Source organism: Microbulbifer maximicatervae (SeqCode), assembly GCF_052467505.1.
The window spans coordinates 5,215,460-5,239,592 of record NZ_CP174313.1 but is presented as its reverse complement, the minus strand read 5'-3'; the positions used below and the strand labels follow the sequence as shown (position 1 = coordinate 5,239,592).

22 protein-coding genes are annotated in these 24,133 nt (G+C 53.7%); 10 read left to right on the top strand and 12 right to left on the bottom strand.

The genetic code is table 11. The features are described 5' to 3' along the window. Positions 1 to 21: 21 nt before the first annotated feature. The 5 genes from rng to ACJJIN_RS22865 form a co-directional block, all read right to left on the bottom strand. Entirely contained in the window at positions 22 to 1,509 is a 1,488-nt protein-coding gene (gene rng / locus ACJJIN_RS22885; protein ID WP_413663053.1) for a ribonuclease G, read from the bottom strand. Then, positions 1,506 to 2,117, bottom strand: a complete 612-nt coding sequence (locus tag ACJJIN_RS22880; protein ID WP_444896338.1) for a Maf family protein — start codon at positions 2,115 to 2,117, stop codon at positions 1,506 to 1,508. Before ACJJIN_RS22880 ends, rng begins: the two co-directional genes overlap by 4 nt. Positions 2,118 to 2,214: 97 nt before the next feature. Beyond that, positions 2,215 to 2,694: a rod shape-determining protein MreD gene (gene mreD, locus ACJJIN_RS22875; protein ID WP_444896337.1), complete on the bottom strand. Its 480-nt coding sequence runs from the start codon at positions 2,692 to 2,694 to the stop codon at positions 2,215 to 2,217. Then, on the bottom strand, positions 2,681 to 3,523 hold the full coding sequence (gene mreC, locus ACJJIN_RS22870; RefSeq protein WP_413663056.1) for a rod shape-determining protein MreC: 843 nt from the start codon (positions 3,521 to 3,523) through the stop codon (positions 2,681 to 2,683). The genes mreD and mreC overlap by 14 nt, the downstream gene beginning before the upstream one ends. Positions 3,524 to 3,662: 139 nt before the next feature. Continuing rightward, positions 3,663 to 4,697 (bottom strand): rod shape-determining protein, encoded by a 1,035-nt coding sequence (locus ACJJIN_RS22865; RefSeq protein WP_020412569.1) that lies wholly within the window; start codon positions 4,695 to 4,697, stop codon positions 3,663 to 3,665. Between the two features lie 357 nt (positions 4,698 to 5,054). Between ACJJIN_RS22865 and gatC the strand changes: the two genes are divergently transcribed. From gatC to cysZ, 5 genes are all read left to right on the top strand, one after another. After that, complete coding sequence (gene gatC, locus ACJJIN_RS22860) at positions 5,055 to 5,342, top strand: Asp-tRNA(Asn)/Glu-tRNA(Gln) amidotransferase subunit GatC (RefSeq protein WP_444896336.1); 288 nt, start codon at positions 5,055 to 5,057, stop codon at positions 5,340 to 5,342. 71 nt (positions 5,343 to 5,413) lie between these two features. Next, a complete protein-coding gene (gene gatA / locus ACJJIN_RS22855) occupies positions 5,414 to 6,859 on the top strand; it encodes an Asp-tRNA(Asn)/Glu-tRNA(Gln) amidotransferase subunit GatA (protein ID WP_444896335.1) in 1,446 nt (481 codons plus the stop codon). A gap of 11 nt (positions 6,860 to 6,870) precedes the next feature. Next, positions 6,871 to 8,322, top strand: a complete 1,452-nt coding sequence (gatB, locus tag ACJJIN_RS22850; RefSeq protein ID WP_413663059.1) for an Asp-tRNA(Asn)/Glu-tRNA(Gln) amidotransferase subunit GatB — start codon at positions 6,871 to 6,873, stop codon at positions 8,320 to 8,322. Between the two features lie 66 nt (positions 8,323 to 8,388). Beyond that, positions 8,389 to 8,685 (top strand): PA4642 family protein, encoded by a 297-nt coding sequence (locus tag ACJJIN_RS22845; protein ID WP_444896334.1) that lies wholly within the window; start codon positions 8,389 to 8,391, stop codon positions 8,683 to 8,685. Between the two features lie 43 nt (positions 8,686 to 8,728). After that, on the top strand, positions 8,729 to 9,559 hold the full coding sequence (cysZ, locus tag ACJJIN_RS22840; RefSeq protein ID WP_413663061.1) for a sulfate transporter CysZ: 831 nt from the start codon (positions 8,729 to 8,731) through the stop codon (positions 9,557 to 9,559). Positions 9,560 to 9,612: 53 nt separating this feature from the next. Here the strand turns inward: cysZ and ACJJIN_RS22835 are convergent, their stop codons facing one another. From ACJJIN_RS22835 to ACJJIN_RS22825, 3 genes are all read right to left on the bottom strand, one after another. Then, the gene (locus ACJJIN_RS22835; protein WP_444896333.1) at positions 9,613 to 10,761 is read right to left on the bottom strand and encodes a hypothetical protein; all 1,149 of its coding nucleotides are present in this window, start codon (positions 10,759 to 10,761) and stop codon (positions 9,613 to 9,615) included. A gap of 253 nt (positions 10,762 to 11,014) precedes the next feature. Further along, positions 11,015 to 12,523, bottom strand: coding sequence for an ATP-dependent RNA helicase RhlB (gene rhlB / locus ACJJIN_RS22830; protein ID WP_444896332.1), 1,509 nt, complete (start codon positions 12,521 to 12,523; stop codon positions 11,015 to 11,017). A 47-nt stretch (positions 12,524 to 12,570) separates the two neighbouring features. Beyond that, positions 12,571 to 13,200 (bottom strand): HvfX family Cu-binding RiPP maturation protein, encoded by a 630-nt coding sequence (locus tag ACJJIN_RS22825; RefSeq protein WP_444896331.1) that lies wholly within the window; start codon positions 13,198 to 13,200, stop codon positions 12,571 to 12,573. A 132-nt stretch (positions 13,201 to 13,332) separates the two neighbouring features. Here ACJJIN_RS22825 and ACJJIN_RS22820 point away from each other — a divergent pair, with 132 nt between their 5' ends. From ACJJIN_RS22820 to ACJJIN_RS22810, 3 genes are all read left to right on the top strand, one after another. Next, positions 13,333 to 14,046, top strand: coding sequence for an alpha/beta hydrolase (locus tag ACJJIN_RS22820; RefSeq protein WP_444896330.1), 714 nt, complete (start codon positions 13,333 to 13,335; stop codon positions 14,044 to 14,046). A 172-nt stretch (positions 14,047 to 14,218) separates the two neighbouring features. Beyond that, positions 14,219 to 15,649: an MATE family efflux transporter gene (locus ACJJIN_RS22815; RefSeq protein ID WP_413663066.1), complete on the top strand. Its 1,431-nt coding sequence runs from the start codon at positions 14,219 to 14,221 to the stop codon at positions 15,647 to 15,649. 121 nt (positions 15,650 to 15,770) lie between these two features. Next, positions 15,771 to 17,237, top strand: coding sequence for a succinylglutamate desuccinylase/aspartoacylase family protein (locus tag ACJJIN_RS22810; RefSeq protein WP_444896329.1), 1,467 nt, complete (start codon positions 15,771 to 15,773; stop codon positions 17,235 to 17,237). Positions 17,238 to 17,248: 11 nt separating this feature from the next. On the opposite strand, the gene ACJJIN_RS22805 is transcribed toward ACJJIN_RS22810, so the two are convergent. The 4 genes from ACJJIN_RS22805 to hemA are packed head-to-tail and all read right to left on the bottom strand — an operon-like array spanning position 17,249 to position 21,424. Next, positions 17,249 to 18,148: a cation diffusion facilitator family transporter gene (locus tag ACJJIN_RS22805; RefSeq protein ID WP_444892994.1), complete on the bottom strand. Its 900-nt coding sequence runs from the start codon at positions 18,146 to 18,148 to the stop codon at positions 17,249 to 17,251. Positions 18,149 to 18,190: 42 nt separating this feature from the next. After that, positions 18,191 to 19,018: a peptide chain release factor N(5)-glutamine methyltransferase gene (gene prmC, locus ACJJIN_RS22800; RefSeq protein ID WP_444896328.1), complete on the bottom strand. Its 828-nt coding sequence runs from the start codon at positions 19,016 to 19,018 to the stop codon at positions 18,191 to 18,193. A 49-nt stretch (positions 19,019 to 19,067) separates the two neighbouring features. Continuing rightward, a complete protein-coding gene (gene prfA, locus ACJJIN_RS22795; protein ID WP_444896327.1) occupies positions 19,068 to 20,150 on the bottom strand; it encodes a peptide chain release factor 1 in 1,083 nt (360 codons plus the stop codon). Next, the gene (hemA, locus tag ACJJIN_RS22790) at positions 20,147 to 21,424 is read right to left on the bottom strand and encodes a glutamyl-tRNA reductase (protein WP_444896326.1); all 1,278 of its coding nucleotides are present in this window, start codon (positions 21,422 to 21,424) and stop codon (positions 20,147 to 20,149) included. Before hemA ends, prfA begins: the two co-directional genes overlap by 4 nt. 237 nt (positions 21,425 to 21,661) lie before the next feature. Here hemA and ACJJIN_RS22785 point away from each other — a divergent pair, with 237 nt between their 5' ends. Both ACJJIN_RS22785 and lolB read left to right on the top strand, forming a co-directional pair. Further along, entirely contained in the window at positions 21,662 to 23,479 is a 1,818-nt protein-coding gene (locus ACJJIN_RS22785) for a tetratricopeptide repeat protein (RefSeq protein ID WP_444896325.1), read from the top strand. Beyond that, entirely contained in the window at positions 23,463 to 24,110 is a 648-nt protein-coding gene (gene lolB / locus ACJJIN_RS22780; RefSeq protein WP_444896324.1) for a lipoprotein insertase outer membrane protein LolB, read from the top strand. Before ACJJIN_RS22785 ends, lolB begins: the two co-directional genes overlap by 17 nt. Positions 24,111 to 24,133: the final 23 nt, after the last annotated feature.

The following is a 24,133-nucleotide window of genomic DNA, read 5'->3' as shown; positions in this document are numbered from 1 at the left end:
TGCTGGCGAGTGAATAATGGATTACACAAGAACAATGTCATATTGCTCCTGGTTGTAAATGGGCTCTACCTGGAACTGAATCGGCCGACCAATAAATTCTTCAAGATCGGCGACATTAGCCGACTCTTCATCCAGTAAAAGATCTATTACCACCTGACTGGCCAGTACCATAATTTTTTCACTATCGTAAGAGCGCGCCTCTCGAATAATCTCGCGGAAAATCTCGAAGCAAACTGTCTCCGCACTCTTTAAGGTGCCCCTCCCACTGCAAACAGAGCAAGGCTCACATAAAATCTGCCCCAGTGACTCACGGGTGCGTTTGCGAGTCATCTCCACCAACCCCAGTTCGGAGACCCCGGTGATACTGGACTTGGCATGATCGCGCTCCAGGGTCTTTTCCAGGGTGCGCAAGACTTGTCGCTGGTGCTCGGGGTCTTTCATATCGATAAAATCAATAATGATAATCCCACCCAGATTCCTCAAACGCAGCTGGCGGGCAATCGCTGTAGCGGCCTCCAGGTTGGTCTTGAAGATAGTCTCTTCAAGGTTTCGATGCCCAACAAAAGCACCCGTATTGACATCAATTGTACTCATCGCCTCTGTCTGCTCTACGATCAAGTAGCCGCCAGACTTCAAGGTGACTTTGTTGTGTAGTGCCCTTCTTATTTCCTCTTCAACACCGTATAAGTCAAACAGTGGGCGCTCACCGGGATAGTGTTCCAGGCGACCGGCAATTTCCGGCGCATATTTACCGGCAAATTCTGCCGCACGGCCGTGGGCCTCTCGGGAGTCTATACGAATCTTTTCGGTATAAGGGCGCGCAAGGTCACGCAATGCGCGCATAAATAGTGGAAGGTCCTCATAGATAACCGAAGGCACTGGACGCTCCTTAATGCGCTCATCCAGCTCCCCCCATAATTTGTACAGAAAGGGGATATCTCTCAGCAGCTCTTCCTCACTCACTCCCTCGGCAACGGTACGCAAAATAAAGCCCCCATCGGCCGACAAACCATCTTCCGCGAGGCGTAGAGAAGCTGCTTCAACCAACTGGCGCAATCGCTCGCGTTCGTTCTCGTCTTCAATTCGATTAGAGATACCGATATGGCGCGTCTGCGGCATATACACCAGGTAACGTGCAGAAACCGACAGATGGGTAGTCAGCCGGGCACCTTTACTGCTGATAGGGTCCTTCACTACTTGCACGATCAGTGACTGCCCCTCTCTGACTAGCGCCCGGATATCCGCCACCTCGGCATCCCGCGCCTCCATACCTTCTTCGTCGAGAGGCGCGATATCCGAGGCATGGATAAAGCCCGCGCGCTCAAGGCCTATATCGACAAAAGCGGCCTGCATTCCGGGCAGTACGCGAATCACCTTTCCCTTATAGATATTTCCTACAATCCCTCTCCGGGCACTCCGCTCCAGGTAGACCTCCTGGAGCACACCATTTTCTACCAGCGCAACCCGGGTTTCAGTCGGCGCAACATTAATTAACAGCTCTTCGCTCAAGATTGGCCCTCCTGCCAATAGGGAATGCCCGCATGATCCAGCATGGGGACTACAGCTTCCAATGGGAGCCCTACAACATTGCTGTAACTGCCACTAAAAGCTTCTACCAAGGCGGCACCAAACCCCTGAATACCGTAACCGCCAGCTTTATCGACAGGCTCTCCAGTACTCCAGTAATCCGCTATTTGAACTTTGGACAAGTGGCGGAACCTGACTCGAGTTTCCACTACTCGGCTAAACTGTCGATCCGGTGAACGCAAGCACACTGCCGTGAAAACAGAGTGCTCTCCTCCCGATAACGCCAGCATCATGGACTCAAAGTCAGCAAAATCTTGGGGTTTTTCCAGCAGCCTCTCACCTGCCATAACCACCGTATCCGCTCCCAAAGACCAGAGTCCCTGCGGACTGTCAGCGGCTTGAAACCCGGCGACAGCCTTGTCGTGGGCCAAGCGTTCTATGTACTCAAGAGGGCTTTCAGCAGGTTGGCGTTGTTCTACAACAGCGGGGGACAATTGGGAGAAAGGCACCCCAATCTGGGCCAACAGTTCGGCGCGGCGCGGCGAACCAGAGGCCAAAAGAAGTCGATTTTCTGAAGCGCTTGTTGTCACTCTATTACATATTCCCTGTGGGTCAGCGGCTGATTATAGCGGCACTGTTCGAAAAATGATCGATTTTTTACACTGATTTACAGTGCCGACGAGACGGTCAACGAACGTGTAAACGCCCGGAAAGCCCCCTGAGCCACGGGGTCACCCAGGGCCAGAGCAGGGCTGTAGTCAGGGCGGGCCACAGGAAGGTCAGCCCGGGTACCGATTTACCTTCAAGGCCGTGCACCCAGTTGCCCACCACTTGATGAATGCCCACCAGAACAAATACCCACAACAATTGCTGGGCCGGATTAAATGCCCGAGTGCGCTGGTAAGTCAGTAAGCTGAAATAGGCGAGTACCGATAGGGCCAGGGCATGGGTTCCCAAGCTCGCCCCCGTAGCCAAATCCTGGACAATACCGATCATCCAGGCGAAACCCACCCCGAAGGTCTGGGGCATTCGGGTAATCCAGAATATCACCAGCAAAGCCGGAAATGCCGGCCGAAACCAAAGCCACTGCTGTGGCAGGGGCATAACCGAGAGAAGCAGTGACAGCAGAATAGTGACCGCGATAAACCAGCGGTTATTCGCTTGCAACAGAATGTCCTCCACTGCCAATGACCGCCAATACAAAGCGGCTGCGATTCATCCGCCCCCTCGGCAACACTTCAGCCTCCGCAAAAGGTTTACCCGGGTCTCTCTGCACCGAGATAACCTCCCCGACCGGATAACCTGCGGGAAAGCGGCTACCCAAGCCGGAGCTGAGCAGCAAATCGCCCTCCCGAATATCACTGGTATTAGCAAGATGACGTAACTTCAGGCGATACAGGTCACCTGTACCCTCGGCGACGGTGCGCATACTGTTGCGCAGAACCTGGACGGGAATGGCATGACTGGAATCAGTTATCAGCAGGATACGACTGTAGGAGTCGCCAGCTTCAATCACCTGCCCCAGCAATCCACTGGCATCCATTACCGGGGTACCGATATCAATACCGTCATCGCGGCCTTTGTCAATCAGCAGCACATGCTCCAAAGGGTCCGGGGTAACGCCAATCACCTGAGCCACCAGTACTCGGTCATCGACCATTTCTGCTGAGTTCATCAGTTCTTTGAGCTGAGTGTTTTCCGCTTTTACGGCCGCCAATAGCTGGCTGCGCTGCTCCAGCAGTAAAACCTGGCGCTTGAGGCGGCTATTCTCCTCTTGCAGTTCTTCGCGTGAGCGAAACTGCTCATCGGCCCAATCGCCCACACGCTCGGGGGCTCCTGTAACCCAGTACAGTGGAGCAATAACTCCTGATAAGCGTTCTCTAACAGGCTGAAACCAATTGGTGTAATGATCGGAAACGATCAGCGAGATCGCGAGTATGATGAGAAAGCCCAGGCGGTATTCGGCAGAGGGACCGCGGGTAAATAGCGGTTTCACAGGCAATCCCCTCTTAACAGGTCAATCAAAGATGGTGAGAACAGCACAAGCCACAAAAGATGACTCGCATTTTTTTATTACAAGGAGCTTGCGGATATAGCCACAAGCTCCCTAGCAGTTTTCATAATACCGATGTCTACTAGTTAGACATCAGGTAGAGACGGCTGCGATCCAACATATCCAGCGCTTTACCGCCCCCCCGCGCCACACAGGTCAGCGGGTCATCGGCAACAATTACCGGTAAGCCCGACTCTTCCATCAACAGGCGGTCCAGATCGCGTAACAGAGCACCACCACCAGTCAGCACCATACCGCGCTCAGCGATATCAGAAGCCAACTCGGGAGGGGATTGTTCCAGCGCACTTTTGACAGCCTGCACAATACCTGTCAGAGGCTCTTGCAGGGCTTCGAGAATTTCGTCGGAGTTCAAGGTAAAGCTGCGAGGCACGCCCTCGGCCAGATTGCGTCCGCGCACATCGATTTCGCGAACTTCACTGCCTGCATAAGCACAGCCAATTTCCTCTTTGATCCGTTCAGCAGTTGCATCACCAATCACACTGCCGTAGTTGCGACGCACGTAGTTGACGATAGCTTCATCAAAACGGTCACCGCCGATACGCACCGAATCGGAATAAACCACACCATTCAGGGAGATAATGGCGATCTCAGTGGTGCCCCCACCGATATCCACCACCATGGAGCCGCTCGCTTCCTCGACATTCAAGCCTGCGCCTATGGCAGCGGCCATGGGCTCTTCGATCAGTGACACTTCGCGAGCACCTGCACCCAGGGCCGACTCGCGAATCGCGCGGCGCTCCACTTCTGTGGACTGGCAGGGAACACACACCAGCACTCTCGGACTCGGGCGCATCCAGCTATTTTCATGCACTTTCTTGATAAAGTGCTGCAACATTTTCTCGGTCACTTGGAAGTCGGCGATAACACCGTCCTTCAGCGGGCGAATAGCGGTAATATTGCCAGGAGTCCGGCCGAGCATGCGTTTGGCTTCTACTCCGACAGCCTCAACGATTTTCTGGCCATTGTAGTGACGGATTGCGACGACAGAGGGTTCGTCGAGTACTACGCCGCGATCGCGAACGTAAATCAGCGTGTTGGCAGTTCCCAGGTCGATGGAGAGATCACTGGAAAACATACCCCGCAAACGTTTAAACATGGAATTCGATTACCTTGTACTAATTATCAGCCCCCAGGTCGGGCACTGCGGGCGCGGCTTCTTTTATGGATACAAATCCTAATTAGTCCGCAAAAATAATTCTGAGTTCCGAGCCGCATTTCGAATCGGATTCTACGCAAAATACCGGAGTCTCTCATCACTCGGCAGGATTCGGCAAACTCTAACAACCGCTAGGCATCAGGGCAAGGCTGAAGGGAGGTCATTTGAGGCCCACTATCCATTACTGCCGGAGCCGGTGAGAATATAACCCCAATGTGCTAAATTTGCCGGTTCTGCCCGCCGCAAATAATCCGGGCAGTTTTCGACTCGCAACTCAAGCTGGAGGAGTCCATCACCATGGCAGTGGATACGCAAACTGTAGAAAAACTGGCGGAACTGGCCCGTATCGCCATATCCAAAGAAACCATCGAAGAAGTCAGCAACCGCCTCGGCGATGTATTGCAACTGGTCGACCAGCTGCAATCCACCAATACCGATGGCATCGCCCCGATGGCGCACCCATTGGACGAAGTCCAGGAGCTGCGTACCGACGCAGTGACAGAGACTGACAAGCGCAAAGACTTCCTAGAACTGGCTCCCCAAACCGAAGAAGGCCTCTACCTGGTTCCCAAAGTAATTGATTAGCCGGCCCAACACTGACGAAGTTCACCTAAATACCCAGCCCTCAGCCCGTCTAGAGCCTTTAAGGGAATAACATGCATCAGCTTACTATCGCCGAGATCATCCGTGGATTGCGGAGCAAAGAGTTCTCAAGTACAGAGCTAACCCGCCATTTACTCGGCCGCATCCAGCAACTGGACAGCAACTACAACAGTTTTATTACCGTCACCGAAGAGAGCGCCCTGGCGCAAGCCGCGGCTGCCGACCAACGCCTGGCCAACGGGGAGGCACCGGCACTGTGCGGTGTGCCCATCGCCCACAAAGATATTATTTGCACTAACGGAGTGCGCACCAGCTGTGCCTCAAAAATGCTGGATAATTTTATCCCTCCCTACGATGCCACGGTGGTAGATAACCTCAACGCTGCCGGAACCGTCTCCCTGGGCAAGACCAATATGGATGAATTCGCCATGGGCTCATCCAACGAAAGCAGCTTTTACGGCCCAGTAAAAAACCCTTGGAATACCCGCTGTGTGCCCGGCGGTTCCTCCGGTGGCTCAGCTGCGGCAGTTGCTGCACAACTGATACCCGGCGCCACAGCTACCGATACCGGCGGCTCTATTCGCCAGCCGGCAGCGTTGACAAACACCACCGGACTGAAGCCCACCTACGGGCGCATTTCCCGCTACGGTATCGTTGCCTACGCCTCCAGCCTGGATCAGGCCGGCCCCATAGCCCGCAATGCGGAGGACGCTGCTTATTTGCTCTCCGCCATGGCCAGCCACGACCCGAAAGATTCCACCAGTCTGAAGCAGCAGCCCGCTGACTTTACCGCCGAACTGAATAACCCGATCGCCGGGCTGCGGATCGGAGTACCCCGGGAGTACTTTGGAGAAGGCCTTAACCCTGAAACCGCAAGCCGGGTTCAGGAGGCTTTGAGAGCGTTTGAAAAGCTGGGGGCTCAACTGGTCGATATCAGCCTGCCACATACCGAGTTAGCGATACCTGCTTACTATGTGATCGCCCCCGCTGAAGCCTCTGCCAACCTATCTCGATTCGATGGGGTGCGCTATGGCTACCGCTGTGAAGAGCCCAAAGACCTGCGCGATCTCTATATGCGCTCCCGTGGTGAAGGCTTCGGCGAAGAAGTGCAGCGTCGCATCCTGGTAGGCACCTACGCCCTGTCCGCCGGTTATTACGATGCTTATTACAACAAAGCCCAACAGGCCAGACGCCTGATCAAGCAGGACTTTGTCGAAGCATTCGAAAAAGTGGATGTGATTATGGGCCCCACGACCCCCTCCCCCGCTTTCGAGCTTGGCGCAAAGAGCGCTGACCCGGTAGCTATGTACCTGGAGGATATCTACACCATCGCCACCAACCTCGCCGGACTACCTGGCATGTCTGTACCCTGTGGCCTGGTGGACAATATGCCAGTGGGCCTGCAAATAACCGGTAATTACCTGGAAGAGGCGCGCATGCTCAATATCGCCCACCAATACCAACAGGTAACCGACTGGCACAAAGCCAGCGCCGTATAAGGAGATAAATTGTGGAATGGGAAATCGTTATCGGGTTGGAAATTCACGTCCAGCTCTCCACCCAGTCAAAACTCTTTTCCGGCGCTAGCATCCGCTTTGGCGCCGAGCCGAATACCCAGGCTTGCGCTGTGGACCTGGCTATGCCGGGCACCTTGCCGGTACCGAATGAGGAAGCATTTCGCTTTGCGGTAATGTTCGGCCTGGCGATGAACGCAGAGATCGGCAAGCGCTCCGTTTTTGAACGCAAGAATTACTTCTATCCCGACTTGCCCAAGGGCTATCAAACCACTCAATTGGAACAACCTATTGTCGGCCCAGGTGAAGTGGAAATTCACCTGGAAGATGGCAGCAGTAAGAAAGTGCGTTTACACCACGCTCACCTGGAGGAAGATGCCGGTAAATCCCTGCATGAAGATTTCCACGGGATGTCCGGTATCGACCTGAACCGCGCAGGTACGCCGCTGATCGAGATTGTCTCTGAACCGGATATGCGCAGTGCCGCCGAGGCAGTGGCCTACCTGAAAAAAATTCACAGTATCGTAACCTACCTGGGCATTTCCGATGGTGATATGTCCCAGGGCTCACTGCGCTGTGATGCCAATGTATCCGTGCGCTTGAAAGGCGAAGAAAAACTCGGCACCCGCACAGAATTAAAAAACATCAATTCTTTCCGCTTTGTCGAGCGCGCCATTAAAGTTGAAGCTGAACGTCAGATCGATATCCTGGAAGACGGCGGCACCATTACCCAGGAAACCCGCCTCTATGACGCGGACAAAAATGAAACCCGCTCTATGCGCAGTAAAGAAGTGGCCAATGATTACCGCTACTTCCCCTGCCCTGACCTTCTGCCAGTTGTACTCACTGATGAATATGTCGAGCAACTGCGCAGCATTCTGCCAGAACTGCCTGATGCAAAAGCAGCCCGCTTCCAAGCGGAATACCAGCTATCTGCTTATGATGCAGACCAGCTGACACAGGAGCGTGCCAGTGCAGACTATTTTGAAACTGTGAGTAAATCCTGTGGCGAATCCAAGCTTGCCGCCAACTGGATTAACGGTGAACTGGCAGCGCTGCTCAACCGTCGTGAACTAACTATTTCACAATCGCCGGTTTCTGCCGACCAACTAGCTGGACTAATCTCGCGCATCAAAGACAACACCATTTCCAGCAAAATCGCCAAACAGGTATTCGAGGCTATTGCCGACGGAGAGGGCAGTGCCGACGAAGTCATCGAAAAGCGTGGGCTGAAACAAGTTTCCGATACCGGCGCTATCGAAAAAATGGTGGATGAGGTGATCGCTGCAAGCGATGCCCAGGTAGAAAACTACCGCAAGGCCGATGAATCAAAGCGCCCCAAAATGATGGGGTATTTCGTCGGGCAAATCATGAAAGCGTCCAAAGGGCAGGCAAACCCACAGATGATTAATAAAATCCTCAAACAAAAATTGGACGCACTGCTTTAACCCTCAACATTTCAAGACCTGGGTCGGGCTTCGCCCGCCCCCTATTTATGTAGCAAGGATATAGTTTTGAGCCTGAAAAAAGACAAACAGAAAGTACTCGGAGAAGTTTTTGACGAGGAGCGTATTGCTGGATTCTTGATTGGCGAAGCTCCCGCAGGCGTAAACCGGGATTTTCATCTTCTCGAGCGCGCCTACCGAAGTATGAAAGCAGAGAGCTTTGCCACATTTATAAAGTTATTTCTCGCTGAAGGCCTAGATCTGAACAGCCCCGGGCCCGATGGAAAAACCCTGCTGGCACGTATTGCTGAACACCGCCAGGGCGCAGAATATAGCGAGATTTTAAAAGCCGCTGGCGCCAACTGAGAACTCTGGAAATTTAGGCATCGTACCAGCGAAAGGTGAGAGTATGACTTCAAATCCCGTTCACGGTATCGACGCATTGGTGCGCGGTATCCACTTGATTACCCGGCGTGAGTTACGCCCATTTATCCTGGTGCCATTACTAATAAATCTGGTGCTGTTTATTATTATCAGTAGCATAATGATTTCACAGCTCGGAGGGCTTACCGATTATATAAGTAGCCTGCTTTCCCACACGCCGGTAAATACGGAGAATATGTCCTGGTGGGAAGCCATTATGGCCAAGGGTGCAGCATGGACCGCCAGTGTTTTTCGCTGGCTGGCCTGGATTATTGCACTAATAGTGCTTTTCCTATTTTTCCTTGCTTACGGCTATTTATTTAGCGTCATCACCAACATTATTGCCGCCCCCTTTAACGGTTTGCTCGCTGAGAAAGTAGAGGAACTGCTAACCGGTAAAGCTCCTCCTGCCGAGCCGATAATGCAAATGGTATGGCGTACCCTGGGCCGGGAATTGCGTAAGCTGGGTTACTTTATATTTTGGGGTTTGATCGTATTTATAATTGCCACCATCACCAGCTGGACCATTATTATCCCCGCAGTACTCACCGCAGTTTGGGGCGCTTGGTGTATGGCTATTCAATACGTTGATTACCCACTGGATAACCACCAGCGGCCATTCGATGAATTAAAAACGGTACTGCGCCGCCGTAAACTCACTAGCCTTACCTTTGGTGGGACCGTGATGCTTGCCAAAATGGTGCCGATTTTAAATATCTTTATTATGCCTGCGGCAGTTGCTGGCGGTACGGCTCTGTGGATTGAAAGATTGCGTATTGAAGGGGATCTGGGAACTGAAACTCCTATTCTTCAGTAATCTAACTTCAAATACCCCCCAAAAAAGCCCTCAGGAATAGAGGGCTTTTTATATTAGCGGCCTGTAGCTTTTTTCTTTTTCAGCCAGCGATACCAAGGTTGCCTACCCTTAGAAACACAAGCTGTAGCCGACAAGCATTTTTCCAAGTACTCCAGCTCACTGTTAAGCACCTCGCCCGAGAGACTCTTGCTCCGTATTTGTCGAATCCTGTCAGCCAGTAATGCATCGCGTAAACCCTCTGGTTTTTGAATTCCAGACGCCAAGATTTGCGGGCTCCAACTGAATAAATCCTGCGCTGTAATCCGGTCATTTCCCCACTCAGGATATCCTGAAAAATCACTATCAAATGCCAAGCCAGATTGATTCTTCAAAAAGTGATCATTCAATTGGCGATTTGAATCGCTAAAGTGCATAAAGAAACTTTGGGCATCCTTTTCAGAAGGTACCAACCGAGTATTTTCTTCCAGCATCATTGGTTTCAGCTTCAGCAGCTCCGACTCAGCCACTCCCAATTCCAATAACTTGTGAGTCAATAGGAATTCCCTTCTTCCCACCCCCTCATTGACCCGCCTTCCTGAAATGTCTATGTTACCTCCCAGCAATGCGAGAAAGTCACTGACAATATCTCCCCCCTGAAGGGCCTCACGGGTAAAAGAGCGAACGCTTAAAGCAGCCTTGCCGAATACAGACTCCCACAGAATTAACTTGGAGAAATAATCATAGTAAGTCTCGATATCCTTAGTGAAAGCTGGGAAAGCACCTTCACTATGTCCAAACAATTTACTGGAAGAGCTGCGATAAGCAACAGCTCCTCTGGCTCCTTGCTTTTTAAAGGATATCGCCTGCAAGTCCTGTCTGCGTAAATACACAATCACATTAACTTTATCGAAATACTTGGCACAGGTACGCTGAACCAATTCGACACTTTCACGTTGATGCAAAAAACAGAGGTGCTCTGCCGATATTATCGCTTTCTCACCGCTACTTGATGCGAGCAATTCATCCAGTCTTGTATTCAACTGAAATCTGAGCTGACCAGTACAGCTAGAGACTTCCACACATCCCGAAGAGTTACCCTTTTTTCCCAAGGACAAAAACTCATACCCGGCTTCACTCAGAGCTTGTTCCTGCTCTTTCATCGCTAACTGAAGAGAACTTGAGCCGGTTTTATGGAAACCTATATGTAGATAGAGGGTACGCATTATTCGAGTATCTACTAACTTTTTATTGTAAGCCCAACACTACAGAGTTAGCCTCCAACTGCTGAGCTTTGATTCTAATCAACTATATCTTTTTTAATTTAGGGGGAAATAAAATCACTAACGTAATTATTTTATATATTCCAAATCCCACAATAAGTTAAGGCATTGAAAAGTAAGAGTTAACAATGACTTTCTCTGGTAAATTGGGGAGGGCTGCAAGGGACACAAACTCCCTCGCAGCATAAGAAAAAAATCAGTGCCGACGTGGACGACGGTGGCCTCCAGAGCCACCGCGACGCCCATCGCGATCGCCGTGACTGCGCTGAACTTTCACCTTGGGCGGTTCAACCAAAAGCTCTTCTGGCGGCACTTCGCACTTGAGCTTACCACCGAGCAACTGCTCAATAGGTTCCAGGCGCATGGCATCATCTTCACAGGCGAAACTGATAGAAGTGCCCGTTTTACCCGCCCGGCCAGTTCGGCCAATGCGGTGAACATAATCCTCCGGCTCTTCAGGCAAAGTGAAATTCACCACGTGGCTGATACCGTCGATATGAATACCACGCCCGGCGACATCGGTAGCTACCAGCACCTTGGTTTTACCAGACTTAAAGTCATCAAGGGTGCGAACCCGCTTGTTTTGCGCCACTTCACCAGACAACAGGCCCGCAGAAATGCCGTGAGCGAGAAGCTGCTCGTGCAAGCGGCGGCATTGGTCGCGGCGGTTGGCAAAAACAATCAGGCTATCCACTTCTTCTCGCTGCACAATGTTGTAAAGCAAGGTGTACTTTTCTTCGCTGGCGGACAGGTAGACATGCTGCTCCACGGTATCTGTGGCAACTCTCTCCGGCTCAATCTCCACAACTACCGGATCATCCGTCCACTGCTCCACCAGATCATCAACTTCGGGAGTAAATGTGGCGGAGAAGAACATAGTTTGGCGATGAGTTTTACGCGGCGTCTGACGAACAATGCGGCGCACTTGGGGGATAAAGCCCATGTCCAACATGCGATCCGCCTCATCGATCACCAGGACTTCCACCTGATCCAGGAAGCAATCCCGATTGCTGACAAAGTCCAGCAGGCGACCCGGCGTCGCCACCAGGATATCCACCAGCCGCTCATTCAGGTTTCTCTGCTGCTTGTCATAATCCATACCGCCCACCAGGGTATGAATTTCCAGCTCGGTGTGTTTACACAGTGCCTTGGCATCATCGGCAATCTGCATTACTAGCTCACGGGTCGGAGCGATAATCAGGGAGCGGGCTTCGCCGGCATAGCGCTCACCTTCAAACGGGTGCTTGAGCAGATCGTCAATCACTGTGATCAGGAAGGCCGCTGTCTTACCGGTACCGGTTTGTGCCTTACCCACCAGGTCGTGGCCATTGAGGGTGTGGGGAAGGGAGCGACCCTGAATTGGCGAGCAATACTGGAAACCCAGGTCGTGAATAGCGTGCATCAGCTCGTTGGGCAGTCCCAGGTCGTGGAAGCGGACCTTGCCCTCCTGTTCTGGAACCTGGAATTCATCCAGGGACCAGGGCGCTGCGGGTGCCGCTGGCTTTCTGCTACGCTGGCGCCCTTTTTGAGCGTTTCTGCTACCGCCCCGGTGCGACTTCCCCTCCGCCTGTGCGGATTTTGTACGCCCCTTGGCAGCCTTATCAGACGGCTTTTGCCCTTCTTTTCGGCGTCCGGAGCTGTCTTCTCCCCGGCGGGAGCCCTTATCCTCTTTGGAGGAGGAACGGCGGAACAACTTTCCTATCAAGTGAAATACTCGCTCAAATGTTCAAATAATCGGCGAGTATACCATCTCTAGGTGGCACTCGGCCCGCTATAGTGACGGCACAGCCAGTAATCGACACTGAAAAACCGCCCCGCCCCACTACAAAATAGCGCCAGCAACATAATGAAGTAGGTAGCTGCAAACTCAATACCATTTTTCAAGATGGTCACTCCTCCAGTTTCCACAAGCCACTCATAATTGCCGTGCTCCTTGAGTAAACCGACAATCTTCTCTTTACGCACCGAGGCTTCATCAATAAGGTCTTTGCGCCACTCCCAGGGCACACTCAAGGTTTTATCCGGCAACGCAGACCAACCGTTCTCCCAGTGGGCCGTATAGGCTGCCACTGCCATCACAAACATCAGGGGAATCGCCACCAGCCGAGTTGCTACGCCCAGCAAGATGGCGATGCCACCTAAGAATTCCACCAATGCAGCTATCCACGCCATCAACATCGGCGCTGGAAGCCCCAACCCCCAATCGGGATTGCCAAACCAGGCAGCGACATCTTCGATATTATTCATCTTATTCATACCGGCCAGGATAAAAATTGGCGCCAAATAAATCCGTAGTAATAATGGCCCCAGCCAGTCTATTTTGCGTACATAATGTACAAAGCAGTTGTACCAACCGCTCAGGCTATTCATAGCTCCACTCATTTAGCTCACTCTCTTATCAGTGTCTTTGTTCACTTTAGTCGAGTGATATCGCCAACTCTTACACAGCCCTATCTCAGCGCCCCAGAAAGTACATCTATGCTTGCAGAACCCAAGTGACTTGAGAGCAACCTGGTGGGGAAAACTTACGTACTGGTCCACGGGCTATTTCATGGAGGCTGGTGCTGGAGCAGAGTCGCCCACCTCTTGCAGCGTAATGGACATCGAGTGTTCACCCCCACCCACACTGGCCTGGGGGAACGCAAACACCTACTCTCCCCCTCCGTTGGCCTGGATACCTTTATCCAGGACCTAGTCAATACAATCCTCTGGGAGGAGTTGCAGCAAGTCACCCTTGTGGGCCACAGCTTTGGGGGAATGGCTGCAACCGGTGCCGCCGACGCTCTACCCGAGCGGGTGCACCGCTTGATCTACCTGGATGGCGCTGTTCCAGAGCCCGGGCGCCCATTCAGCAGCCAACTCCCCAGCGGTATTGAAGAGCAGCGGCTCAAGCAGGCACAGGATATCGACGGTACTCTCTGTATTATGCCTCCATCTCCAGAAGCCTTGGGGATAACCCAGCCAGATGATATCAACTGGCTAAAACGCCGTATGACCCCGCACCCTATCAAAACGCTACTGGACCCTATCCACTTAAAACGCTCTCCTGAACAGGGCCCGCCGTGTACTTTCATTCACTGTACCCAACCCGAATACCCACCAGCCGTCTACAGTAGCCGCAAAGCAAAGCGGATAAGCGGGTGGCTTTATCGGGAGGTAGCAATAAACCACGACTGCATCATTAATAAGGCAGAAATTGTGGCCAAACTACTTGAGGAAAGTCCGTAATCAGCACTGGGCGCAGGCGCCGTTTGTACCGTAGAATGTCGAACCTTTTTGCAGTACTACCCCGCCTTCTCCCGGCAGACTGAAAGCCTCTCAGAACTTTGGCCCGCCGCCCGTTTTCAGCTGTATTTGCGAAGGCCAGGGCCTGTTAACAACCCCCCGCAGGATTAATTTTTTGTCAAAATTAGCCCAGACCCCAGAACCCTCTATCGAGACCAGTAACAAGAGCTCAGGTTTTTCTTTGTTCAAGCTTTACCGAAATGCCACTAAAACCGAACTGTCGCACCTAACCACCTTGGGAGGCCCTCTGGTGGTCAGTAACCTGGCTGTGGTGAGCATGGGAGTTGTCGATACTCTGGTAGCAGGACGCGCTGGAGAAGTAAGTCTCGCTGGGCTCGCCCTGGGGGCCAGTATTTGGGCTGTTTGCGCAGTGACACTAATCGGCCTGCTCGCTGCTATCTCCCCGGTTGTTGCACACTTGCGCGGTGGCCGCGATGAAGCTGGCTGCGCCAGGCAACTGCACCAGGCGCTGTGGATCGCACTGATCGGTGGCATCCTGGTGTTTTCCGCCCTGCTTGCGGTTCCTATCTGGAGCCACTGGATAGACACGGAAGAGCCTGTCCGCAAGGTGATGGAGGGCTATGTACTGGCCCTGACTGTCGGCACCCTGCCTTTTGCACTCGGCACGGCGTTGCGCGGTTACTGTGAGGGTATGGGACAAGTGCGCCCGGTAATGCGCATCTATATCACTGCCGCAATTTTAAATATTCCCCTGGATATTCTTTTGGTGTTTGGTGCCGGCCCCATACCGGCAATGGGAGGGGCAGGATGTGGGTGGGCGACCGCAGCGGTCAGCTGCCTGATCGCACTGGCACTCTTCTGGCACGCGAACACTGATCCGGTCTACCACAAGCTAAAACTTAGGCTGTTACCGCCTCGCCCCCACTGGCCAACCCTCCGCCACTTGCTCGCAGTTGGCCTGCCAATTTGTGTAGGTGCAGCCAGTGAAGTTACTTTTTTTGCCAGCCTTACTATTTTGCTTGCCCCTTATGGCGCAGCCATTGTTGCCGCCCATCAGATCAGCATGAATGTGGGCTCGATTTTTTACTTGGTCGCACTAGCACTGGCCCAGGCCCTGAGTATCCGCACCGCCCAACTACTCGGTCAGGGACGGCCAAAGCGCGCGCGCTTCTGTGGCAAAGTGGGCATCAGTAGCGGGCTAATCTACGCACTGGGCACCGGTGTACTTTTGATTACCCTGCGCACCCTGTTTGTTCAGGCCTACACCAGCAATGAAGAAATTATCGCGGTGGCCACCAACCTGCTATTGCTGTGTGCCGCATTCCAGCTGGTGGATGTCACCCAGGCAATGACCTGGGGCGCACTGCGCGGATATAAGGACACCAGTGCGCCCATGTTTATACAGCTATTTTCCTACTGGCTGGTGGGGCTTTCTACCGCCTACTGGCTGGGAGAGAGCTTCTGGGGGGTATACGGTTATTGGACCGGTGTCTGTATCGGCTTGGGAACGGCTTCAATCCTGCTGGGAATTCGCTTTTGGCGAACCAGCCGCAAAGCCATCGAGCGAACCTACGGATACGCGTAATTCGGCGCGTATCACATTCCTCGGGAACGTATTGACTATACTGGCGCTCCAAAGTCCCAATCTGTGCCGGACACAAGGCTCTCCGGCACACCCAGATATACGAAGTTGACCGGAGTGCCGAATGATCCCGCGCCAATCCTCCCGAAGGACCCGACACCTATTAAGCCTGGCTTTACTGCTTTCATCCACCCAGGCCCTGAGCGCCGACGACAGCACAGGCGAAGAGACAGAAGCGGTCCCCCAGGCTGCCAATATGCAGCTGGACCAACCGGTGATCACAGAGCTGGGGCCACCCACCAACGTTGCCCCTACTGAAGATCAATCCCAGTCAACAGATGCTGGTTCTGAAGAAGTTTCCCTGCCCCAAGCGGAAAATCTGGAGCTGGACCAACCTATCCAGGAACTGGATAAACCGACATCTCCCACCGAGACTGCTCCCACTGCCGATAAAGAAACTGAAACAGTTAAACCTCAACCCGAATTACCGGAGCCCGGCACCATCTCCCTGGTTCCGGGAGAGACTGCCAAGCCGCTGCGATTGTTAGGCTCAGAGGTTCCCCCTGCGACCTCCACGCGCCTGGCCTGGTCTCCCAGCCAACACTTCGAAGGCGTCTATAGCCCCACCGCTGTATTGGTGGTTAACGGCGCCAAGCCAGGGCCGGTTCTCTGCCTTACTGCTGCAGTGCACGGTGATGAGTTGAACGGTGTGGAAACTGTGCGGCGAGTTATGTACGACCTGGACGCAGACCATTTGAGCGGTGCGGTAATCGGCGTACCCATCGTCAACCTGCAAGGCTTCCATCGAGGCTCCCGCTACCTGACTGATCGACGCGACCTGAACCGGCACTTCCCCGGCGATCCCAATGGCTCTTCGGCTTCGCGAATTGCCAATTCATTTTTCCACGAAGTGATCAGCCACTGTAACGCCGTGGTGGACTTACATACGGGTTCTTTTTATCGCACCAACTTGCCACAGTTGCGCGGCGACTTAACCAATCCCAAGGTAGTGAAAATGACCCAGGGTTTTGGCTCCACTGTGGTACTGCACAGCGCCGGAGCCAAGGGTACCCTGCGCCGCGCCGCTGTGGAGGCTGGTATCCCCACCGTCACTCTGGAAGCCGGAGCACCCATGGTGCTGGATGAGCTATCGGTAAGTCACAGTGTGAAAGGTATACGCACTCTGCTCAACCAGCTGGGTATGGTGAGTAAATTCCGCCTCTGGGGCGACCCCGAACCGGTTTACTACACCTCCACCTGGCAGCGGGCATCGACCGGTGGGGTTATCTTTAGTGAGGTCCAGCTCGGCGAGTTTGTACGTAAAGGCGACTTACTGGGAACGGTAACCAACCCGATTACTAATGTACGCACAGAAATTCGCTCTGAGCACAACGGCCGCATTCTTGGCATGGCATTAAACCAGGTCGTGCAACCGGGGTTTGCCGCCTACCATATCGGCATCCAGGCTCCCCAGGAACAAATCAGCCAGCCCCAGGAAGTAGTAGCGGAAGAGTCAGTCGCTGACAAATCAGAGAGCAAAGTACCGGCCACTCCAGAAAACCGCCAACCGCCGACAGAAGGTGAGGAGTAAATCCCCACCTATTAATCACTGACTTTATCGATCACCGTCACTTCGGGCATTGCCAAAGGTTCCGGTTGAAGGGTGATATGATCGATATCGAAGCGCTTGACCAGGGTTTCCCGCAAGCGCTCCAGTACGCTGGGCCAAGCCTGCAAGTCATCCACCACAATATGGGCCGACAGTGAAATAGTGCTGGAATCCAAGCGCCAAATATGGAGATCGTGCACAGAGCGCACCCCGGTTACCGCCGCCAGTGTCTCGCCCACAACCGGAAGGCTCAATTCCCTGGGTACCCGCTCCATCAATACATCGATTGCATCCCTGAGCAGTCGCACGCAGGAAACCAGGATTAGCAGGCAAATAAGCAGTGAAAGCAGGGGGTCGATGGGTACCCAACCGGTAAAATAAATCACAGCTCCGGAAGCCAGTGCTGCGACAGAGCCCAGCATATCGCCCATCACATGCAAAAGCGCACCGCGAATATTGAGCGTGCGCTCGCCTTTTAATAAAACCCAGGCCGCCAGAATATTAATCAGTAACCCCATGGCCGCAATCAACATCACCGTACTGCCGTGCACCGGCTGGGGATTGCGCAACCTATCAATGGCCATAAAAGAAATACCGACCACGATCAGTAGCATAATCAGGCCGTTGGTTACCGCAGCTAAGACCTCCGCTCGCCCCCAGCCAAACGACAATTCCCGATCAGCGGGCTTTTTCGCCAGTACTGCGGCAATAGCCCCCAGTGCCAGGGCAAAAGTATCGGTCAGCATATGGGCGGCATCACCGAGCAATGCCAGTGAACCAGATAGCCAACCACCTATGGCTTCAACTATGGAAAAACTGAGAGTGAGAACCAGTGCAATAATTAATGGGCGCAAAGCCCCATTGCCGGTTCGGTGGTGGACATGATCATGCATAGGCTCCCTCCTCAAATCCCTGTGGCAGCTCCGCAGGTATCACTATTTTTGCCCTAAGGTAATTCGCTCCCAACCGGAATAATCCCTGCGACTTGAAACTTTATTCAATCCCGCCGCAGAAAAAATATCCCGCACGCTCTCAGCTTGCTGCCAACCGTGCTCCACCATTAGCCAGCCATCGTTTTCCAAGTAATCACTAGCGGTTGTGGCGATATGCTCAATATCTGCCAAACCCTGTCGCTCTGCCACCAACGCAGTGCGGGGCTCAAAGCGCACATCGCCCTGCACCAAGTGCGGGTCAGATGCATCGATATAGGGAGGGTTGCTAACGATCAGGGAAAACGGCTGTGGCTCCAAACTGGAAAACCAATCGCTCTGGATAACTTGCACATTTTGCAACTTGAGGGAGCGCCGGTTTTCCTCTGCCAGTGCTACCGCAGCGGGTGATTTCTCCGCTGCAATAATTTCCCATCCCGGTCGCTCCGACGCCAGAGCCAGTGCAATAGCACCAGTGCCAGTGCCCAGGTCCAATGCTCGCAACCTGCCCTGGGGGAAAAACTCCAGCGCGGTCTCCACCAATAATTCAGTGTCCGGGCGGGGGATCAGGGTGGAGGAATCCACCTTTAGCGGCAGGGACCAAAATTCGCGCTCACCGATAAGGTGTGCCACCGGCTCTCCCGCTTGCCGGCGCTGGAGCAACTGCTCATAGCGCACTTGCTCAGCTTCATTCAATTCGTATTCCGGCCAGGTATAGAGCCAGGTGCGCTCGCGCCCCAACACACTGCCGAGCAGAAGCTCTGCATCCAGGCGCGCGCTGTCGCTATCGGTTAATTGGGCGCAGCGTGCGATATTTTCCTTGACGCTGGTCATGGAGAAAAACCTATAAAACGCCGCTCGAGGCGGCGTAAAAAATCTGGATTTATTGGGCCAGGGCCGCCAACTGGTCGGCCTGGTACTCCGTGCGCAATGGCCCGATCACCTCCCCCAGAGACCCCTGCATAATCTCATCGAGTTTATAGAGAGTGAGGCCGATACGGTGATCGGTAACCCGGCCCTGGGGATAGTTGTAGGTACGGATTCGCTCAGAGCGATCACCACTGCCCACCAGGCTGCGGCGGGCATCGGAAATTTCCTGGGCCGCCGCCGTTTCCTGCGCAGTATTGAGCTTCGCTTGCAACAGTGCCATCGCCTTGGCTTTGTTCTTGTGCTGGGAGCGCTCGTCCTGACACTCCACCACAATCCCCGTGGGAATATGGGTTAAGCGCACAGCGGAATCGGTTTTGTTAACGTGCTGACCACCGGCACCGGATGCACGGTAGGTATCCACACGTAAATCCGCTTTATTAATTTCAATCGCATCGCGCTCATCCGGCTCCGGCATCACCGCGACCGTACAAGCCGAAGTGTGGATACGACCCTGGGATTCTGTTTCAGGAACCCTTTGTACCCGGTGCGCACCGGACTCAAATTTTAATTTTGCGTAGACATCTTCACCGGCGACGCGGGTGATAATTTCCTTGTAACCACCGTGCTCACCAAGGTTTTCACTGACAATTTCTATGCGCCATCCCTGTTTCTCCGCATAGCGAGAGTACATGCGGAACAGGTCGCCGGAGAAAATAGCCGCTTCATCACCACCGGTTCCTGCGCGAATTTCCAGGAAAACATTTTTTCTGTCATTGGGGTCGCGCGGCAACAGCAAAGTCTGTAGCTCTCGCTCTAGCGGCTCCACTTGACCTTCAGCCTCGCGCAGCTCTTCCTGAGCCATCTCGCGCATTTCCGGGTCATCTTCCCCCAGCATCTCCCGAGCCGCGACTATATCTTCCTGCAACTGTTTGTAAGCGCCGTAGCATTTCACCACTTCTTCCAGCTCAGAATACTCGCGGGAAAGATCGCGGAATTGATCCTGATCAGCAATTACGTCGGCATCGCCCAACAGCGCAGATACTTCCTCGTGGCGCTCAAGCAAGGTTTCCAGTTTATTCAGTAACGATTCTTTCATTGATGCTTTTTCTCTAAATCGATATCGGTGAGATCATCCAACCCAACGACCTCGCGAGCGATACGCAAACGCTCAACATCACCCTCCGCCGTGGCTTTTTTCAGACTGACGGTGGGTGCATGAATTAATTTATTAGTGAGAGAGCGAGCGAGCTGCTCCATCAGTCGACGAGGGTCCTCGCCTTTTTCCAGCTGCAAAAGTACCCGTTCAAGTTCGGAAGTGCTCACTTCCTGGGCTCGCTGCCGATAACTGCGAATACTATCCACAGCCTCCAAAGAGCGGCTCTCTTTGGTAAATTCAGCCGCAGCAGCATTTACGATTTCCTGAGCGGCCTCCGCCGCTTTCTCACGGGAGCGCTTGCCCTCATCAATAACCCCGCGTAGATCGTCCACCGTATACAGATAAACATCATCCAGCTCGCCAACTTCCGATTCGATATCACGGGGTACCGCAATATCCACCATAAACATGGGGCTGTGCCGACGCTTGCGCAGCGCCGATTCGACTGCTCCCTTGCCCAGGATCGGCAGCTGGCTCGCGGTGGAACTGATAACGATATCCGCGCGCGCCAGATGCTCGGGGATATCCGCAAGCAGGATTGCCTCGGCCCCAAAGCTCTCTGCGAGCAACTGGGCCCGGCTCAATGTGCGGTTGGCAACAATGACCTGCTTGATTCCCTGATCGAGCAAATGGCGGGCAACCAGCTCCACGGTCTCTCCCGCACCGATCAACAGGGCAGTCTGCTTTTTCAGGTCGGTGAAGATACGCGAAGCCAGAGAAACAGCGGCGTAGGCAACAGAAACCGGGTTTTCACCGATTGCAGTTTCGGTGCGAACCTTCTTGGCGACGGTAAACACCCGCTGGAAAACCCGGTGCAGTTCACTGCCCACACTGCCGGATTCCCGCGCCACCGCATAGGCGGACTTAATCTGGCCGAGGATCTGCGGCTCACCCAACACCAGGGAATCGAGACCACAGGCAACGCGCATCATATGGCGTACCGCTTCTTCATCGCTGTACACATAGGCACAGCCCTTGAGCTGCTCCAGGGGCACTTGGTGGTATTCAGATAGCCATTGCAACAGGGCTTCTGACTCCACATTTCCGTATATTTCGGTGCGATTGCAGGTAGACAGGATGGCCAGCTCGCGGCACCCCAGTGCTTTTCGCGCATCTCCCAGTGCGCCGGGCATCACCTCGGGGGCAAAGGCCACCCGCTCGCGCACTTCGACCGACGCGCTATCGTGGTTGATACCCAGGGTAAGAATTGGCATAGACTTCCGTTAGCATTAAATCTTAAAAGGCGGAAACCGCACTGGGAGCGCATTTTCATAGGCAGCCGTCTCCCTTGCAAGCGCAAGAGGCAGTAAAATTGCCCGCCGATTTGGCAAGAGCCACTGCCCACCACCGTTCCAAACCCGATTCACGACTAGAATTATATGGCGATAATCGTTTAAAACACGCCAGTAATACCCCGCTTTCAGCGACAACGTAACGTATGGACACGATCTATGCTCCCACCTCGCGCACATCAGCTTCCAACCCGAATTTCCAGCCACCAGCTCAAGCTTGCCGCATTCCTTGCCGTATCCGTAATACTTGCTTCTTGTACCCAGCACCAGACGCCGGCAGCCCCCTCTACAGAAATCGCGAGCACAGCACTGGAGCCGAGCAACCTTAAGGGGAAGGAAACCACTGAGTCAGAAGGGCCGGAAGCTAAAACTTTCCCTATTGATACCTTTTACACCCTTCTGGTGGCCGAAGTCGCCGGTATCCGCGAACAGTACGATGTCGCACTGGCCAATTACTACCACCAGGCGGAGGTCACCAAAGATCCCGGGGTTGCCGCCCGCGCTACACGCATTGCCCGCTTTTTAAATGCCCGCCAGGCCGCCTTGGATTCAGCCAGGCTATGGGTAGAGCTTGAGCCACAAAACGCCGATGCACAGCTGGCCCTCACAGCCGAGCTGACTTTGTCCGGCGACTTACACACAGCCCTGATTCACGCCAGTAAAACCCTGGAACTCGGCGGCAACCCACCCATGCAATCTCTCGCAGCAACCGCTATTGGGCACGAGCAACTCACGGAACAAGCCAAGCGGGAGTTTGCCCGGCTGGCAAAAGTCTACCCCCTCGATGACGAGGTCGTGCTCGCCTATGCCATGGTACTGCGCACCGAAAGAGAATTCGCCCGCGCCCTGTCCCTGGTGCGCCGCGTCCAAGAGCACCATCCAGACCAACTGGATGCACCACTGCTGGAAAGTCACCTGTTGGTTGATCAGGGCAAGCGCAAGGAAGCCATTTCCCTACTCGAACGACTCGTAGGCATCCATCCCTCCGAGAGTCGCTTGCGCCTTCAATACGCCCGCCTGTTGATTCGGGAGGACCTAGCCCTGGCACGCAAGCAGTTTGCCGAACTGGTTAAGCAGCGCCCTGAAGATGGCAACCTGATTTTGTCGTTGGCCCTAATTCAGTACGAGACCGAGCAAACTGACGAGGCCAAAGTCCTCTTTACCCAACTACTTGAATTACAGCAGCACGAATCCGCTGCTTATTTTTACCTGGGCAGCATTGCAGAAAAATCCGGAGATTTTTCCCATGCAATTAAATATTTCCGCGAAGTGGGCCCCGGCAGTGATTACGTAGAAGCCATTACTCGCGGTACAGAATTGCTGTCGAGCCTCGGACAGTACAGCACTAACCGGGAGTGGTTTTCTGAACTGAGAAAAAAACACCCCACTCAGGAAGAACATTTTTACCTGATGGAGGTCGAATTACTTCGCAAAAGTGGTGAAGCCAGTATGGCTTTACAGCGAGTAGACGAGGCATTACAAACCAACAGCACCAGCGGTCGCTTGATGTACACTCGCGCGCTGTTGCATGACCAACTCGGCAACGCACAACAATTCGAAAAGGACTTGAGGAACCTGCTGGAAAGAAATCCCGATAACGCCACAGTTCTCAACGCGCTCGGTTATAAACTGATTGAAGATAAATCCCGGCACACAGAAGCCTACCAATTGATTAGCCGCGCTTTGGAACTCGAGCCTGAGGACCCGGCAATAATCGACAGCATGGGGTGGATAGAGTACCGTCTCGGCAATCACGAAGCTGCGGAAAAGTATCTGCGGCAGGCGATGGAAAAGTTGCCCGACCACGAAATTGCCGCACACCTCGGTGAAGTACTCTGGGTTCAGGGAAACAGAGAAGCCGCCATGAATATGTGGAGAAAAGGCCTTCTGCTGAATCCCCACAGCAAAATTATTCCGGCTGCCATGAAGCGCCTACAAATCAAAGAGTCACTGGAACAACATGCATCAGATAGCTGACAAGACAACCGCGCGAAGATTCTATCTGTTACTGCTGGCATGTCTGGCAATAATGGTTTCCGCTTGTGCCGGTCAAAAAACCAAACAGGAACCGGAGCCAGGCTCCCCCACTGAAAATCAAAATCCAACGCCGCAAACAGTAGCTGAATTTACCCAGTGGAATCTCAAGGGCAAGCTGGGTGTTCGCTCCCCCAAAGAAAACGGCAGCGCTAACCTGGCCTGGCTTCAGGGCGGCGCAGAGAATTTTCGCCTGCATCTCAGCGGTCCGCTCGGAGCGGGTACTACCGTCATCACCGGCTCAGCCGGTGGCGTCAGTTTGGTACGCGGTAGCGAGCCGCCAATTTATGCGCGCAACCCGGCACAGCTAACCCAAGAAGCACTGGGGTGGCCCCTGCCCGCCCGGGAGATGTTCTACTGGGTGCGCGGTCTTCCCGCGCCCGGCGCCAAAAGTGGTGAGCAGCGCAACGCCCAGGGCCAGCTGCAAAGCCTGCAACAATCCGGCTGGGCCTTGAGTTTTAGTGAATATCGCAGCGAAGGCTCCTTTATGCTGCCAACCCGGATCAAAGCACAAACCAACAGTCCCACTGGCCCGGTATCCGTCACCCTGGTGATTAAAGACTGGGGTTTGTAAAGAGTTTTACATAACTCTGCCAA